The organism is Streptomyces sp. NPDC015032 (assembly GCF_043080425.1).
GTDB lineage: Bacteria > Actinomycetota > Actinomycetes > Streptomycetales > Streptomycetaceae > Streptomyces.
In genome coordinates this window covers 69,493-85,807 of sequence record NZ_JBIBVN010000015.1, presented here as the reverse complement: position 1 = coordinate 85,807, position 16,315 = coordinate 69,493, and the positions used below count along the sequence as shown (strand labels likewise).

Annotated in this window: 14 protein-coding genes; 4 read left to right on the top strand and 10 right to left on the bottom strand. The window is 69.1% G+C overall.

Annotated features, from left to right (window positions below; genetic code table 11):
* Positions 1-50 precede the first annotated feature (50 nt).
* From ACF08M_RS22025 to ACF08M_RS22010, 4 genes are all read right to left on the bottom strand, one after another.
* Entirely contained in the window at positions 51-1,349 is a 1,299-nt protein-coding gene (locus tag ACF08M_RS22025; protein WP_392186948.1) for a M18 family aminopeptidase, read from the bottom strand.
* A 61-nt stretch (positions 1,350-1,410) separates the two neighbouring features.
* A complete protein-coding gene (locus ACF08M_RS22020; RefSeq protein ID WP_392186947.1) occupies positions 1,411-2,097 on the bottom strand; it encodes a hypothetical protein in 687 nt (228 codons plus the stop codon).
* 85 nt (positions 2,098-2,182) lie between these two features.
* Complete coding sequence (locus ACF08M_RS22015; RefSeq protein ID WP_392186946.1) at positions 2,183-2,806, bottom strand: Uma2 family endonuclease; 624 nt, start codon at positions 2,804-2,806, stop codon at positions 2,183-2,185.
* A gap of 111 nt (positions 2,807-2,917) precedes the next feature.
* Positions 2,918-4,744 (bottom strand): acyl-CoA dehydrogenase, encoded by a 1,827-nt coding sequence (locus tag ACF08M_RS22010; protein WP_392186945.1) that lies wholly within the window; start codon positions 4,742-4,744, stop codon positions 2,918-2,920.
* Positions 4,745-4,915: 171 nt separating this feature from the next.
* Here ACF08M_RS22010 and ACF08M_RS22005 point away from each other — a divergent pair, with 171 nt between their 5' ends.
* The 3 genes from ACF08M_RS22005 to ACF08M_RS21995 all read left to right on the top strand — a co-directional run bounded on the left by ACF08M_RS22005 (position 4,916) and on the right by ACF08M_RS21995 (position 7,662).
* Entirely contained in the window at positions 4,916-5,356 is a 441-nt protein-coding gene (locus tag ACF08M_RS22005; protein WP_072487501.1) for an SseB family protein, read from the top strand.
* A 168-nt stretch (positions 5,357-5,524) separates the two neighbouring features.
* On the top strand, positions 5,525-6,481 hold the full coding sequence (locus ACF08M_RS22000) for a pirin family protein (protein ID WP_392186944.1): 957 nt from the start codon (positions 5,525-5,527) through the stop codon (positions 6,479-6,481).
* A 50-nt stretch (positions 6,482-6,531) separates the two neighbouring features.
* On the top strand, positions 6,532-7,662 hold the full coding sequence (locus tag ACF08M_RS21995) for an AI-2E family transporter (protein WP_392186943.1): 1,131 nt from the start codon (positions 6,532-6,534) through the stop codon (positions 7,660-7,662).
* Positions 7,663-7,781: 119 nt separating this feature from the next.
* On the opposite strand, the gene ACF08M_RS21990 is transcribed toward ACF08M_RS21995, so the two are convergent.
* Positions 7,782-9,965, bottom strand: coding sequence for a SpoIIE family protein phosphatase (locus tag ACF08M_RS21990; RefSeq protein ID WP_392186942.1), 2,184 nt, complete (start codon positions 9,963-9,965; stop codon positions 7,782-7,784).
* A gap of 195 nt (positions 9,966-10,160) precedes the next feature.
* Between ACF08M_RS21990 and aspS the strand changes: the two genes are divergently transcribed.
* The gene (aspS, locus tag ACF08M_RS21985; protein WP_392186941.1) at positions 10,161-11,951 is read left to right on the top strand and encodes an aspartate--tRNA ligase; all 1,791 of its coding nucleotides are present in this window, start codon (positions 10,161-10,163) and stop codon (positions 11,949-11,951) included.
* Positions 11,952-12,197: 246 nt separating this feature from the next.
* Here aspS and ACF08M_RS21980 read toward each other — a convergent pair whose 3' ends face one another.
* The 5 genes from ACF08M_RS21980 to ACF08M_RS21960 form a co-directional block, all read right to left on the bottom strand.
* Entirely contained in the window at positions 12,198-13,274 is a 1,077-nt protein-coding gene (locus ACF08M_RS21980; protein ID WP_392186940.1) for an RICIN domain-containing protein, read from the bottom strand.
* Between the two features lie 170 nt (positions 13,275-13,444).
* Positions 13,445-14,626 carry a methyltransferase domain-containing protein gene (locus tag ACF08M_RS21975; RefSeq protein WP_392186939.1) on the bottom strand — a complete coding sequence of 394 codons (1,182 nt, stop codon included), beginning with the start codon at positions 14,624-14,626 and terminating at the stop codon, positions 13,445-13,447.
* Entirely contained in the window at positions 14,623-14,763 is a 141-nt protein-coding gene (locus ACF08M_RS21970; protein WP_392186938.1) for a hypothetical protein, read from the bottom strand. The genes ACF08M_RS21975 and ACF08M_RS21970 overlap by 4 nt, the downstream gene beginning before the upstream one ends.
* Positions 14,764-14,939: 176 nt before the next feature.
* On the bottom strand, positions 14,940-15,782 hold the full coding sequence (locus ACF08M_RS21965; protein ID WP_392186937.1) for a helix-turn-helix domain-containing protein: 843 nt from the start codon (positions 15,780-15,782) through the stop codon (positions 14,940-14,942).
* Positions 15,779-16,315, bottom strand: coding sequence for a DUF6879 family protein (locus ACF08M_RS21960; RefSeq protein WP_392186936.1), 537 nt, complete (start codon positions 16,313-16,315; stop codon positions 15,779-15,781). The genes ACF08M_RS21965 and ACF08M_RS21960 overlap by 4 nt, the downstream gene beginning before the upstream one ends.

Sequence of the window (16,315 nt, the reverse complement as noted above, 5' to 3'; positions counted from 1 at the left end):
GTCGGCGGGGCGCTGCCCGGCGGACGCCGTGGCCGGTACCGCCCCGGGAGTCAGCCCGCCAGGAACGCCGCCACCGCGTTGGCCAGCAGATACGGATCGTCCGCGCCGCACAGTTCACGGGCGCTGTGCATCGACAGGATCGCGACGCCGATGTCCACGGTCTGAATGCCGTGCCGGGCCGCGGTGATCGGGCCGATCGTGGTGCCGCACGGCATCGAGTTGTTGGAGACGAACGTCTGCCACGGCACGTCCGCCTTCCGGCACGCCTCCGCGAACACGGCCCGGCCGCTGCCGTCGGTCGCGTACCGCATATTGACGTTGACCTTGAGGATCGGTCCGCCGTTGACCACCGGGTGGTGGGTCGGATCGTGGCGCTCGGCGTAGTTGGGGTGGATCGCGTGGCCGGTGTCGGAGGAGAGGCAGACGGTTCCGGCGAAGGCCCGGGCGCGGTCCTCGTACGCCCCGCCGCGGGCGAAGACGGAGCGCTCCAGGACCGTGCCGAGCAGCGGCCCGTCGGCGCCGGTGTCGGACTGCGAGCCGTTCTCCTCGTGGTCGAAGGCGGCCATGACCGGGATGTACGGAAGCTCGGCGTCCGGCAGCCCGGCGACGGCGGCGAGCGCGGCGGTCGCCGCGTGCACGGAGAGCAGGTTGTCCATCCTGGGCCCGGCGAGCAGCTCGCGGTCCCGGCCCAGATAGGCGGGCGGCTCGACGGCGTGCGGCATCAGGTCCCAGCCGGTCACGTCCTCGGCGTCGACGCCCGCCTCCTCGGCGACGAACCGGATCAGGTCGCCCTCCTCGACGTCCCCGAGCCCCCAGATCGGCTGCATGTGCTTCTGCCGGTCGAGCTTCAGACCGTCGGGGTTGGCCGACCGGTCCAGATGCACGGCCAGCTGCGGTACGCGCAGCAGCGGCCGGTCGATGTTCACCAGCCGGTGCGTGCCGTCGCGCAGCGAGATCCGGCCGGCGAGGCCGAGGTCACGGTCGAGCCAGGTGTTGAGGAGCGTCCCGCCGTAGATCTCCACGGCGACCTGCCGCCAGCCGTGTGCCCCGGTGTCGGGCAGCGGCTTGACCCGCAGGTTCGGCGAGTCGGTGTGCGCTCCGACGATCCGGTACGGGGTGTGCGCCGTGGCGCCCTCCGGCACGTACCAGGCCACGATCGCACCGCCGCGCAGGACGTACTTCCCCCCGCTGGTGCCGTCCCAGGCCGCGGTTTCCTCGACCTGGCGGAATCCGGCCTTCTCCAGCCGCTCGGCCGCGGTGGCCACGGCGTGGTACGGGGAGGGGGAGGCCATCAGGAAGGCCATCAGATCGTCGGTGTGCCCGCGGTCGAAGCGGAGGGAGGAACTCATGTTCTTCACTGTAACGAGGCAGGACCGGGAGGCTTCACCCTCGCCCCGGGGCTGCGGCCGTTCAGTCCCCGGGCAGCGCCGCCGAGGGCTTCTCGCCGTCCTGGGCCTGCTGGGCCCGCCCCACGAACATGGCGGCGATCGCCTTGACCTCCTGGTCGGGGACGACCGCTCTGCCGGTGGTGCCGGTACTGAAGCCGAGGACGGTCGTTCCGACCCGGATGTACGTGAGCGTGCCCGGGCCGCCCAGGGCGCCGATCTCGGTACGGTTGGCCTCCCGGTCGTCGCCCGGGCTGCCGAGGTCCATCTTCTCGGCGTTCACGCCGACCCTGTCCCCGCCGTACCACCCGGCGAGGGCGTCATACGCGGCGTCCGCGGCCTTCTCGTTCTTGTAGGCGAGGGCCCAGAAGTCCAGGGTGGTCGCGTCGGCCTTCCGCGCGAAGGACGACGAGCCCCAGAACGTGGCGTTGCCGCAGGCCGTTGCCTGCTTCTTCGTCATGGAGGTCACGCAGGCCGCGGGCGGGAGTTCGGGGTTCGGCTCCAGGACGCCCGGCTTCATGTTCATCCGCCAGCCCGGTACGGCTTTCGCGTCCGGCAGTACGGAGGTGAGCTGCTTGCTGTCGAGCGCCACCCCCTTGGCCTCGTCACCGCTCCCGCCCCCGCCCCCGCAGGCCGCGAGCAGCAGCGCCGCCGCCCCGGCAGCCAGGAGCCCCCGGCTCCCTCGCGTACCCACGAAACCCTCGCCCCCCATTTATGAACCCGCCCCCTCCGGCTACCGGGTGTCCGATCCTAGTGTCGGGAGAGGCACCAGAGAGGGCCGGCGGGTCCGCCCAGACCTACAGCCGGTCGATGGCGGTCAGGTCGATGTCGATGTCGTACGGGACGGAGAGCTTCAGCCGGTCGTGGTGAATGCCGGTGGAGACGTACTTCTTGTTGACCGGGTCCAGTGCGTACGTCCAGACCACGGGCCGGCCGCTCGCCGACATCTCGACGAGCCAGAAGTTCTGGATACCGGCCCCGGCGTACTTGTGCGGCTTGGTGTCGCGGTCCCGCGCCTCGGAATCGGGCGAGACGACCTCGACGGCGAGGAGGACATCGGCGGCCTGGTAGCGGGTCTGGAGCTGGTCCCCGTCCGCTTCGGCAGTCACCACGACGAGGTCGGGTTCCGGTGCGTTGCGCTTGCCGAGGACGACGGCCATTTCGCGGCGGACCCGCAGATCTTCCGGGACGTGGCTGCGCAGCCCCTGTTCCAGCAAATACATCGCCAGCGTGTGGAACTTCCGCTGCGGACTCACGAAAACCAGACTCCCGTCGATCAGCTCTGTGTGCGGCGGGAGGTCGTGAAGTGCGAACAGGTCGTCCACGGTGTAGCCGTCCGTCGGCGGGACCGGCCACCTGGATCCGTCCGGCTGACGGTGCAGCGAGTCGGGCAGGGCCTCGGCAGTCATGGTTCCTCCCATGGACGGGATTCTCGGACCTGCACTCAGCGTACCCAGCTGATACGACAGCACCGCCATCCGAAAGCGTGTCCGGATGACGGTGCGTGTTGACGATCGTGAACGGTGCGGGTCCTAGAATGCGGCCTCGTCCAGCTCCATCAGCGAGTTGTCGACGGACTCGGCGAGCGCGCGCTCGGCGGAGACGCCCGGCAGGACGTTCGCGGCGAAGAACTTCGCGGCGGCGATCTTGCCCTGGTAGAAGGCGACATCCTTCGCGGAGGCGGTCGGCAGCTTCTCGGCCGCCACCGCCGCGCCCTTGAGCAGCAGGTAGCCGACGACGACATCGCCGGAGGCCATCAGCAGGCGCGTGGTGTTGAGGCCCACCTTGTAGATGTTCTTGACGTCCTCGCCGGTGGCGGTGAGGTCGGTGATCATCGTGCCGACGATCGCCTCCAGGTCCACGGCCGCCTTGGCGAGCGAGTCCAGCGCGCCGGACAGTTCCTCGGTGCCCTGGGCGCCCGCGAGGAACTTCTTGATCTCCTCGGCGAGGGTGTTCAGCGAGGCGCCCTGGTCGCGGACGATCTTCCGGAAGAAGAAGTCCTGACCCTGGATCGCCGTCGTGCCCTCGTACAGCGTGTCGATCTTGGCGTCACGGATGTACTGCTCGATCGGGTACTCCTGGAGGTACCCGGAGCCGCCGAACGTCTGGAGCGACTGCGCCAGCTGCTCGTACGACTTCTCGGAGCCGTAGCCCTTCACGATCGGGAGCAGCAGGTCGTTGAGGCCGTGCAGCGCCTTGGCGTCCTCGCCCGCGGCCTCCTTCTCCTGGATCGCGTCCTGGACGGTGGCGGTGTACAGCACGAGGGAGCGCATGCCCTCCGCGTACGCCTTCTGCGTCATCAGCGCGCGGCGCACGTCCGGGTGGTGCGTGATGGTGACCTTGGGGGCGGTCTTGTCCATGAACTGCGACAGGTCGGTGCCCTGGACGCGCTCCTTGGCGTACTCCAGCGCGTTCAGGTAGCCGGTCGACAGGGTCGCGATGGCCTTCGTGCCGACCATCATGCGGGCGAACTCGATGATGCGGAACATCTGGCGGATGCCGTCGTGCCTGTCGCCGATCAGCCAGCCCTTGGCGGGGTGCCGGTCGCCGAACGTCATCTCGCAGGTGTTGGACGCCTTGAGGCCCATCTTGTGCTCGACGTTGGTCGCGTACACGCCGTTGCGCTCGGCCAGCTCGCCGGTGGTCCAGTCGAAGTGGAACTTCGGGACCATGAAGAGCGAGAGGCCCTTCGTGCCCGGGCCCGCGCCCTCGGGGCGGGCCAGCACGTAGTGGATGATGTTCTCGGACATGTCGTGCTCGCCCGAGGTGATGAAGCGCTTCACCCCCTCGATGTGCCAGGAGCCGTCCTCCTGCTCGACCGCCTTCGTGCGGCCGGCGCCGACGTCCGAACCGGCGTCCGGCTCGGTCAGCACCATCGTGGAGCCCCACTGCTTCTCGACGGCGATCTCGGCGATCTTCTTCTGCGCCTCGTTGCCCTCCTCGAAGAGGATGCCGGCGAACGCCGGGCCGGAGGAGTACATCCAGACGGCCGGGTTCGAGCCGAGCAGCAGCTCCGCGTAGGACCAGATCAGGGAGCGCGGGGAGGTGGTGCCGCCGATCTCCTCGGGCAGGCCCAGGCGCCAGTACTCGGAGTCCATGAACGCCTGGTACGACTTCTTGAAGGTCTCCGGGACCGGCGCGGTGCTGGTCTCCGGGTCGAAGACCGGCGGGTTGCGGTCGGCGTCGGCGAAGGATTCGGCCAGCTCGTTCTCCGCGAGGCGGGCGACCTCGTCGAGGATGCTCTTCGCCGTCTCGACGTCCATCTCGGCGAACGGGCCGGTGCCGTACGTCTTGTCGCGCCCGAGGACCTCGAAGAGGTTGAACTCGATGTCGCGGAGATTCGACTTGTAGTGCCCCATGGGAAGGCTCCGTAATCAATAGCAGTGGCGTGCAGCGCCCCGGGAAGGGTGTGGGCCGGGCGGGCGACGAGCTGGCGGTGCGTATATCAGCTGACCTCTACGATGATGCTACCCGTCAGTAATAAGACGCAACCCCTCAAGGTCCCGATGTGTCCGATTACTCTTTGCGGCATGTACGGCTACGACCAGAACCCGGGTGCACAGCAGCAGATGGGTGGCGGCTACGGCGAGCAGCCGCTGTATCCCGAGCCCTCGCCGCCGTCCCTGGGGGACGCGGTACGCGCCTTCACGACCGGCTCGCTGTCCGCCGAGGACTTCCAGCAGATCTTCGCGACGTCGAAGGTCTACTGCCCGCGCGGCGACAACCCCGGATTCCTCGCGCTGCACAACACCCAGCAGCCGGTGATCCCGATGTTCACCACGCTCAAGGAACTGCGGCTGTACGCGGGCAAGGAGTCCAAGTACTTCGTGATCACCGGGGCCGAGGTGATCGACCTGCTGCCGACCGGCTACGGCTTCGTCCTCGACATGGAGGGTGAGCACCGCATGGTCTTCGACGCCAAGGCCGTGGAGCAGATGGTCGACTTCGCGATGCGCCGTATGTACGGCTGACGTCCGGTCTTCGTCCGAGAAGGGGTCCGTACCGCCAGGTACGGGCCCCTTCTCGGCGCCGTGGGAGGTGCGGGCTCGTCGCCGTGGGAGGTGCGGGAATGAACGACGCCTTGCGGGATGTTCACCATTCAACTAAATTGAGCTCAGGACAACCCGGAGGTGGCTCCCATGCCCGCAGTGACCGTCGAAAACCCGCTGACCCTGCCCAAGGTCGTCGCCTCGGGCGACGCCACAGCCCGCCCCGTGCTCACCGTCACCACGGCTCCGAGCGGATTCGAGGGCGAGGGCTTCCCGGTTCGCCGCGCGTTCGCCGGGATCAACTACAAGCACCTCGACCCGTTCATCATGATGGACCAGATGGGCGAGGTGGAGTATCAGCCCGGGGAGCCGAAAGGGACTCCATGGCATCCCCACCGTGGCTTCGAGACCGTCACGTACATCATCGACGGGATCTTCGACCACCAGGACTCCAACGGCGGTGGCGGCACCATCACCAACGGCGACACCCAGTGGATGACCGCGGGCTCGGGCCTCCTGCACATCGAGGCCCCGCCGGAGTCCCTGGTCATGTCCGGCGGCCTCTTCCACGGCCTCCAGCTCTGGGTGAACCTGCCCAAGGCCGACAAGATGATGGCCCCCCGCTACCAGGACATCCGCGGCGGCCAGGTCCAGCTCCTCGCCTCCCCGGACGGCGGCGCGCTGCTCCGCGTCATCGCCGGTGAGCTCGACGGGCACGAGGGCCCCGGAGTCACCCACACCCCGATCACGATGATCCACGCCACCGTCCGCCCCGGCGCCGAGATGACCCTGCCGTGGCGCGAGGACTTCAACGGACTCGCGTACGTGCTGGCCGGGCGCGGCACCGTCGGTGCGGAGCGCCGCCCCGTCCACATGGGGCAGACCGCGGTCTTCGGCGCCGGTTCCTCGCTGACCGTCCGCGCGGACGAGAAGCAGGACGGCAACACCCCGGACCTGGAGGTCGTCCTGCTCGGCGGCCGCCCGATCCGCGAGCCGATGGCGCACTACGGACCGTTCGTGATGAACAGCCAGGCCGAACTGAAGCAGGCCGTCGAGGACTTCCAGGCCGGCCGCCTCGGTACGGTGCCCGCCGTCCACGGAATGTGACACTCGCGGACGGAGTGGACATCACACCTGCACCATGATCGGGTGGGAGGGTGCAGACCCCCAAGCCCCTCCTGCCCGATGTCGCGCGGCGTACGGCCGCCTGGTGCGGTGTCGTCCTCCTTGTCACCGGGGTCGCCGCGGTCGCGGTCTGGCTGTGCGTCGTCTTCAAGACCGCGGTCACGCCCGTTCTCCTCGCGCTGCTCGGTACGGCGCTGCTCGGGCCGGTCCACAGCCGGCTGACCGGCCGCGGGGTGAACCGCTCGGTGGCCGCGGGACTCACGTGCGTCCTGCTCGTCGCGGTGGTCGGCGGCGCCGGCTACATCGTCGTCACCGCGCTCGTCGACACCGGCGACCAGATCGTCCGCTCGCTGAAGGACACCGGGCAGTGGGTCATCGACCACGTCGGGATCAGCCGGACCACCAATGCGGATGACCTCGTCGCCAATGCCCGGAAACTCTTCGAGAAGTTCGGCGCGAGTGCCGCGGGCGGCCTCCTCTCCGGGATCAGCCTGATCGGCTCGCTGCTCGCGACCAGCGTCCTCGCCCTGCTGCTGACCTTCTTCTTCCTGCGCGACTCCGACAAGGCCGTGGATCTCGCCCACGCCGTCGCCCCGCGCGGTACCGGGGACCTGGTCGAGGCCATGGGGCGGCGGGCCTTCGAAGCCGTGCAGGGCTTCATGCGCGGCACCACGTTCATCGCGCTGATCGACGCGCTCTGCATCACCGTCGGCCTGCTGATCCTGAGAGTCCCGGGCGCGGTGGGGCTCGGTGCGCTGGTCTTCGTCGGCGCCTACATCCCCTATCTCGGGGCGTTCATCTCCGGTGCGGTCGCGGTGCTCGTCGCGCTCGCCGACCGGGGCCTCGTGATCGCGCTCTGGGCGCTGGGGGTCGTGCTCGCCGTACAGGTGCTGGAGGGGCACGTCCTGCAGCCGATGATCCAGAGCCGTACGGTCCAGATGCACCCGGCCACCATCATGATCGCGATCACCGCGGGCGCCAGTGTGGCGGGCCTGCTGGGCATGCTGCTCGCGGTACCGGCCTGCGCGGCGGCCTTCGGCATCCTCGGCGAACTGCGCGGACGACCGGGAGGGGACGGCGGGAGCGGCGGTAGCGGCGAGGGCGGCGAAGGTGGCGAAGGCGGAGAGCCGGGCGGGCCGGCCCCGGCCGCGTCCGGCGCCTGACGGGGCAGCCGGCCACCCACCCCGGGCCCCGGGCCACGGCGACCCGCTCCAGCCCGCCCGGCGTTCGAGGGCGGGCCATCCACCGGAGCCCCCGGTCCCGACTCGTCTCCGGTCCCGGCTCAGCTCCCCGGCCCGGCCCCATCCGGCAGCCCCGCCCCATCCGGCCCGGCCCCGTCCCATCCGGCCCCATCCGGCCCCGCCCCGTCCGGTCCCGGCTCGACCGCCTCCGGCTCGTACAGCTCGAACCAGATCGACTTCCCCGTCCCCCGCGGATCCACCCCCCACGCGTCCGCGAGCATCTCCATCAGCACCAGCCCCCGCCCGCTGGAGGCCATCTCCCCGGGCCGCCGCCTGTGCGGCAGCTCGTCGCTGACGTCCGCCACCTCCACCCGGAGCCGCCGCTCACCGTGGTCCCCCGTCGCCTGGGCGACCACGAGCGCGTCCCCGTCCGTGTGGACGAGAACATTGGTGGCCATCTCCGAGAACATCAGCACCGCCGCGTCGACCTGCTCCGGATCGGCCCAGTCGTGCAGCAGCTCCCGCAGCTGCTGCCGGGCCGCCGAGAGCCGCTCCGGCTCGGCCTGCGCGATGGTCAGCGCGGTGCGCCGCTGTGCCGTCCGCCTCGGTGTTCCCCCGTCGCGCCGCAGCAGCAGCAGCGCGATGTCGTCCTCCCGGCGGTCCGCCAGCGGTCCCGTCGTGTAGTGCGAGGTCGGCCCGTGCACGGCCTGGACGAGGGCGTCGGCGAGCTTCTCCAGGTCGGCCGTGTCCCGTTCCAGGATCGGCCGCAGCCGGATCCAGCCGGTCCACATGTCATGGCCGCCGGTCTCGATCAGCCCGTCCGTACAGAGCATGATCGTTTCTCCGGCCTCCAGGGTGAGCCGGGTCGTCGGGTAGTCGGCGTCCGCCTCGACGCCGAGCGGCAGCCCGCCCTCGGTCTGGCGGATCAGCGGGGTCCCGTCGGCGGTCATCACCACCGGATCGGGGTGGCCGGCCCGTGCGATGTCGAGGGTCCCGGTCTCCGGGTCGGCCTCCGCGTACAGACAGGTCGCGAAGCGCGGCCCGGTCTCCTCCCCTTCCTCGTACGCGTCGGTCAGCCCGGACAGGAACCGGGAAGCGCGGGAGAGCACCGCGTCCGGGCTGTGCCCCTCGGAGGCGTACGCGCGCAGGGCGATCCGCAACTGCCCCATCAGGCCCGCGGCGCGCACGTCGTGACCCTGGACGTCACCGATGACGAGGGCGATACGGCCGTTGGGGAGCGGGATCATGTCGTACCAGTCGCCACCGACCTGGAGCCCGCCGCCGGTCGGGATGTAGCGGGCGGCGACCGTCATTCCCGGGATGCCGGGGCCGAGGGACGGCATCATCGAGCGCTGGAGCCCCAGCGACAGCTCCCGCTCGGTGTCCGCGACCCCGGCACGGGCCAGCGCCTGGGCGAGCATCCGGGCCACGGTCGTCAGTACGGAACGCTCGTCCGGCGAGAACGACACCGGGTTCCGGAACCCCGCCATCCAGGCGCCCAAGGTCCGCCCCGCCACGATCAGCGGCAGAAAGGCCCAGGAGCGGCGCCCGAAACGGCTGGCGAGCGGCCAGGTGACCGGGTAGCGGCGGCGGTACTCCTCGGGCGAGGGCAGATAGATCGCCCGCCCCGTCCGTACGACCTCGGCGGCCGGGTAGTCGGTCTCCAGCGGCATGCCGTTGAACGGGTGATCGTCGCCCACGCTGTGCCCGTGGTGCCCGGTGATCGTCAGGCGGTCGCCCGTGATGCCGAAGACCGCCAGGCCGTCCGGCGAGAACCCGGGCATGGAGAGCGAGGAGGCGACCCGCAGCACCTCGGCGGTGGACCGGGCCTCGGCCAGCGCCCGGCCGGCGTCCAGCAGGAACGCCTCGCGGGAGCGGCGCCAGTCCCCCGTGACGGGGGTGTGCGCGCCGGTGGTGCCGGGCTGCGGCTCGGCGACCTCCTGAACCATGCCGACCAGCACATAGGCGGTGCTGCCCGGCGTCTCGGGCGGGAACGGCTTGGAGCGGCTGCGTACGGTACGCAGCACCCGGCCGTTCTCGTCCACGATCCGCAGCCGGGCCTCGGCGAGGGTGCCCTCGGCGACCGCGAGATTCACCACCCCGCAGATCTCGTTCCAGTCGACCGGATGAAAACGGGAGCGCACCACGGACTCCCGGAAGACGCCGGTCGCGGCGGGCAGCTCAAGCAGCCGGGCGGCCTCCGCATCGAGCGTGACGGTCCCGGCTCCGTTGTCCCACCGCCACAGACCGGTCGCGGTCGCGGCCAGGATGTCCTCGGTGCGCATTGCCCCCATTTAAGAAGATCTGTGCCGCAGGCGCCACTGAGGGTGGCAGTCCGCGCCCCGTCCGGTCGCGGGGTCGGGGCCGTCCGCTCCGCCCCGATGATCTTGAAATGTCAATGTCAATGATTCGATGCGGGTGCGGGCGGTAGCCTGGGGAGGCTGAATCCACCCCGAACCGCGAAGACTGGATGAACGAGAATGCATCGGTACAGGTCACACACCTGCGGCGAGCTCCGCGCCTCTGACGTCGGCACCGACGTCCGGCTGAGCGGCTGGCTGCACAATCGCCGAGACCTGGGCGGCATCCTCTTCATCGATCTGCGCGACCACTACGGTCTGGTGCAGCTCGTCGCCCGTCCCGGCACCCCCGGCAACGAGGCCCTGGCGAAGCTCACCAAGGAGACCGTCGTACGGATCGACGGCAAGGTCTCCGCTCGCGGCGCCGACAACGTGAACCCGGAGCTTCCGACCGGCGAGATCGAGATCGAGGTCACCGAGGTCGAGGTGCTGGGCGAGGCCGCCCCGCTGCCCTTCACGATCAACACCGAGGACGGGGTCAACGAGGAGCGGCGCCTGGAGTACCGCTTCCTCGACCTGCGCCGCGAGCGCATGCACCGCAACATCATGCTGCGCTCGGCCGTCATCGCCTCCATCCGCGCCAAGATGGTGGCCCTCGGCTTCAACGAGATGGCGACCCCGATCCTCACCGCGACCTCCCCCGAGGGCGCCCGTGACTTCGTCGTCCCGTCCCGCCTGAACCCGGGCAAGTTCTACGCCCTGCCCCAGGCCCCGCAGCAGTTCAAGCAGCTGCTGATGATCTCCGGCTTCGACCGCTACTTCCAGATCGCGCCCTGCTTCCGCGACGAGGACGCCCGCGCCGACCGTTCGCCCGGCGAGTTCTACCAGCTCGACGTCGAGATGTCGTTCGTCGAGCAGGAGGATGTCTTCCGGCCGATCGAGAAGCTGATGACCGAGCTCTTCGAGGAGTTCGGCAACGGCCGCCACGTCACCTCGCCGTTCCCGCGCATCCCGTTCCGCGAGGCGATGCTGAAGTACGGCAACGACAAGCCGGACCTGCGCGCCCAGCTGGAACTGGTCGACATTTCCGACATCTTCGCCGACTCGGAGTTCAAGGCGTTCGCCGGCAAGCACGTCCGTGCGCTCCCGGTCCCGGACACCGCGGGCCAGTCCCGGAAGTTCTTCGACGGCCTCGGCGACTACGCCGTCCAGCACGGCGCGAAGGGCCTGGCCTGGGTCCGCGTCGGCGAGGACGGCGGCCTCACCGGCCCGATCGCCAAGTTCCTCACCGAGACCGACATCAAGACCCTCACCGAGCGTCTGTCCCTCGTTCCCGGCCACGCGGTCTTCTTCGGCGCGGGCGAGTTCGACGAGGTCTCCAAGATCATGTCCGCCGTCCGCGTCGAGGCCGCCAAGCGCGCCGGCCACTTCGAGGAGGGTGTCTTCCGGTTCTGCTGGGTCGTCGACTTCCCGATGTACGAGAAGGACGAGGACACCGGGAAGATCGACTTCTCGCACAACCCCTTCTCGATGCCCCAGGGCGGCCTGAAGGACCTGGAGGAGAAGGACCCGCTGGACATCCTTGCCTGGCAGTACGACATCGTCTGCAACGGCATCGAACTGTCCTCCGGCGCCATCCGTAACCACGAGCCCGAGCTGATGCTCAAGGCCTTCGAGATCGCCGGCTACGACCGCGAGACCGTCGAGCACGAGTTCGCGGGCATGCTCCGCGCCTTCCGCCTCGGCGCCCCGCCGCACGGCGGCATCGCCCCGGGCGTCGACCGCATCGTGATGCTGCTGGCCGACGAGCCCAACATCCGCGAGACGATCGCCTTCCCGCTCAACGGGAACGCCCAGGACCTGATGATGGGCGCCCCGACGGAGCTGGACGAGTCCCGCCTGCGCGAGCTGAACATCCAGCTCCGCAAGCCGGTCGCGTCGGCGAAGGAGAAGGACAACACGGAGAAGTGACCTCCGGTACCTCTCCGTGTTCCACGTGAAACAGCCCCCGGCCGCCCGGCCGGGGGCTGTTCGCTGTCACCGCCGAAGTCGCGACTGGCTGCGAGGCTCACGACTCCTCGGGTTTCACGCGGTGAACAGGCCCGGGGGCGCGCTGCCGTCGAGGTCCGGGCGGATCACCCCCTGCCGGCCTTGCCCCCCTTGAACCGGGGAAGACCGGCCAGGAGCCCGGACCGCGGGGAACGGCAACAGCATCGGTCAGCTGCCGCAGCCGGTGAAGGTGTCGCTGGTCTGCGCCATGTAGACGCTCGCGCCACCCTCGCCGGACGTCAGCGGGACGGTGACCGTGTCCTGCGCGGTCCACGGCATGCCGGTGGCGTCGAACGTCCACTCGCCGGAGACCTTGGTGGCCAGCTCGGACAGGGCTACCCAGCCGTACTGCTGCTGCGGGACCGTCACCGTGAGGGAGTTGCCGAGCTCCTGCGAGAGGCTCATGCTGACCTTGCCGGAAACGGTCTGGGCGACGTTGACCTTGAGCGGTACGAGCTCTCCGCCGCCGCCTTCCAGAGTGCTGGTCAGACCGAAGCCGATCTCGGTGGACCAGCCGCTGACGGTGGTGAGTGAGAACGTCCACGGTACGGGCGCGGAGGTGCCGTTGTACCAGACCGGGGAGACGCACTGCTTCGGCAGCGGCGCGGCCGGCGTCTGGGACCCCTTCGTCCAGGAGCAGGTGGAGGCGTTCTTCCCGCAGCGGAACGCCGCGTAGTCGACGGCGAGGTCGAACGCCGCGTCCGTGGTTGTCTGGTCGGGAAGGGTCCACTGCTGAGCTCGGGAGCCGTTGCAGTCGTAGGTCTGCGTCCAGGCGTCGTCGTAGGTGGCGCCGAGGACGACATCGAGACACTTGTTGTTCCCGGCGTTGCGGACCATGAACGCGTTCGTCGTGGCACCGTTCACGGCGACAGGCTGGAAGTACCACCGCTTGTCACCGGCTTCGCCGCACTGCTGCTGCCGCAGCGGGACACCGGCGGTGACGCACTTTCCGGTTGCGGTGTTCACCAGGGTGAACGAGCCGTCATTGCCCACGGCATTGATGCGCCAGTTCTGCTGGTAACCCGGTGCCGAGTTGGTGACGATGATCGCCCCCGGGTCCTGGTTGCCGTTCTGGACATCGAGGTAGCGGTTGTTGTTGACGTTGTGCAGCGAGACCTTGCTCAGGTCCGCCGTGCGCGGCGCCGGCGCATCGGCCGTCGCCGGTGTGCCGGTGAGGCCCAGCGCGAGGGTCGCGGCGGCGACCAGGCCAAGGGCGGTGCGGATCCGCCTGCCTAACGGAGACATCTTCAACTCCCCTTGTTTACTTGGTTGTTCAGAACCCATCAAGCGTAGCGGGCTGCTTCCCAGAACGGGACGAACTCGTCGTAATAGGCCCGGCTTCCGCCGGGAGGTGGTATGGGGGGCGACGTGACGACGGGACTCGCCCCGTACGGTTCATGGGGCACGGCGGAGGTCTACGGCACCCGCACGGGCACGAGGTTCGCAGGGTCGTCGAGCCAGACCTGCTGACCTCGCCGAGGGGTGACCGTGAGCCCGTACCGCTCGAATCCCGGTTCGCCCTGCTCCTTCCACCACCGCATGACGGCCTCGGCCTCGTCCCACAGGCGGCGCGGACCCGACTGCACGGTGTCGTACGCGGTGCGCCCCTTCTCGAAGTCGGCCGTGGCCCACGACGATCCGGCCATGTCGAACAGCCACAGCCGATAGGTGCCGCTCACCCCTTGGTCCACGCGACAGAACAGGTCCGGTAGCCGCACGCCCAGGGTGAACATGTGATGCCAGTCGCCCATGTCGTCGGGCGACAGGCTCGACACTCCGCTGTCGCCGCACGCCGGCCACTCCTCTCCGCCGAGGTAGTCACGCGTGGGAGGGAAGCTCTCGCGCTGGTTCCGCAGGCGCATGAACGCCGACGACATCACGAACGGCCCCTGCGCCGAACCATCGGAGCCGACCGTCAGCCGCGCGATTCCCTGCCCGCCGTACGGCGGCCCCCACGGAGCGACAATGATCGCGCCGGGCCGAGACTGCTCCACCCACGCGTACGGAAGCGCAGCGATCGAGCAGGTCGCGATCACCCGGTCGTACGGGCCACCCTCGGCGTAGCCCTTCGCTCCGTCACCCACGACAGACAGCGGTGTGAGTCCTGACGCGGTGAACCGGCGCCGGGCCTCGTCCGCGACGGCCGGGTCGACCTCGATCGTCACAACGTTCCCGGACCCGAGCCGATGCGAGAGCAGCGCGGCGTTCCACCCTGTTCCGGTCCCGATCTCCAGGACCCGGTCCCCCCGCTTCACATCCAGCTCGCGAAGCATGGAGAAAACCATCTTCGGCATGGAACTGGACGAGGTGGGTGACCGGCCCTTGTCCGGGCCCGCCTGGGCTCCGTCGTCCCACTGCGTCGTCAGGGGAACGTCCGAGTAGACCTTCTCCCACCACCCGAAGGGATCCGTGTTCCGGTCGACGCACTCGCCCTGACGCGTCCCGCTCGCCTGCCCCGGCCACACCCTGTCGGGCACGAAGGCGTCACGGGGAACCGTCGTGAACGCCGGAAGCCAGTCCGAGGACAGAGCCCCCTTCTCCACGAGCAAGGAGGCCAGCCCTCCCGGACCGGCCTCCTCGATGTCCCGCTCGCTCACCTGCCGTCCGCCGGTCCCTGGCCGTCCGACGTGTTGCCACCCTCGTCCGAGCCGCCCCCGCCGTGCTTGTTGCCCGAGTCGCTGTCGTCCTGCGGGTTGCCGTCGTCGGCCTGGGTGATCCATCGAGCGTTGGTCACTGTTCCTCCTCTGTTGATGCCGGGTCTTCTGCAACCGCCTCGGCCGCGTGATGAGCCGTTGGCCGATCGGGGCGGGGCCGAGGGGGCATGAGCAGCACCGTAGGGACGCCGACAGAAGTCGCGCCTGTCGATTGCGCGGGATTGCGCCTGCCGGTTCGCGGATTGGGTGCGGTTGCTCAGGCGAGGTCCAGGGCGGCCCTTGCTCGGCCGATCAGACGGTGTGCGTGGGGCCCGTAGACAGCGCCTTTGTCCAGCCGGTCCCAGACCTTTCGGTAAAGGGACACATCATGGCTTGATTCCAGCCGAAGCTCGGTGCTGATGATCTCAACGACTACCCGGCGGTCGTCGAAGATCCAGAATCCGTGCTTGGGTGTGAGAGGGAGGGACGCTCCGAGTGGAAGAATCCCTATCGACACCGTGCTCAAGCCGATCAGCCCGGCAAGGCGGTCGAGTTGCGCCGCCATCACTTCCTTTGGGCAGATCACGGCGTGGAGAGCGCCTTCCCAGATCAACACACTGAAGCTTCGCCCGGTCTCGTACAGAACCTCTTGCCGCTTCATACGGGCGGATACAGCAGCTTCGGTATCCCGTGGGCTGTCCATCAGATCGGCGTTGTGCACCAGTAGATGGCGAGCGTAATCCGGCGTCTGGAAAAGTCCAGGAATGACGGTGGCTTCGTAGCCTCGGACGGTGGATGTCGCGCGGTACTCCGCGACGTACTTCTCCTGGACACCCCTGTGTCCGGTGGACAGTTGCCTACGCCAGGATCGCTGCTGCGATTCCAGACCGCGCAGGCGACTCCTAAGATCTGCGGCCTCCACCTCGGCACCAGCAGCAGCCGCCCAAGCCTCAAGGTCATCGGCCGTAGCGGTCTGCTTCCCCGTTTCCAGCCGGGACACTTTCGACCGCTGCCAGCCAAGCCGCTCGGCAATCTCCTTGCCGTTCAGGCCGGCCTCGGTGCGCAGCTCACGCAACCGCGCACCGAGGGCGACACGTCCGGCTTGGAAGTCCGTACTCACGCAGTCGACGGTACCTGCGCCTGAAACACCCTGGTCGGGATCGCGTGGTGCCAGGCGGCATCACGGACTTGGCAGGCTCGAAGCACAGCGGGGGCATCGTCGATGAGCTCGACGCCCATCGTCACGCCTTGGTCATCGATGTGGAAGCGAGCGAGGATCCGCGAGTCGAACAGCCAGAAGTCGAAATTGGGCAGCCCAAGACGCTCCGCGTCGTCCCGGTACAGGTTGCGGATGTCTTCGCCAGCCTCGACGTTGCCCAGTCCACTGGCCAAAAGAAACTGCTGACCTTCGGTGGGAGGGTTGTCGACCAGGCGCACTCGTGCGAACGTCTTTCCTCCCTGGGTCTTCTCGCGAACGCTGGCATGCCACGGGCTGTCCGGGTTGAATCCCAGGGTCTCCCCTCGTTGGAAGCGGGCCCAGTTCTGGCTGACGCGGTCGGTGGCGTAGCCGCGCTGGGTCTCCAGTCGCCACGCGGTGTGCTCGAATTCATCGAAGAGATGCACGATCTCCTCGAACGGGACGAGAGGGGGCAT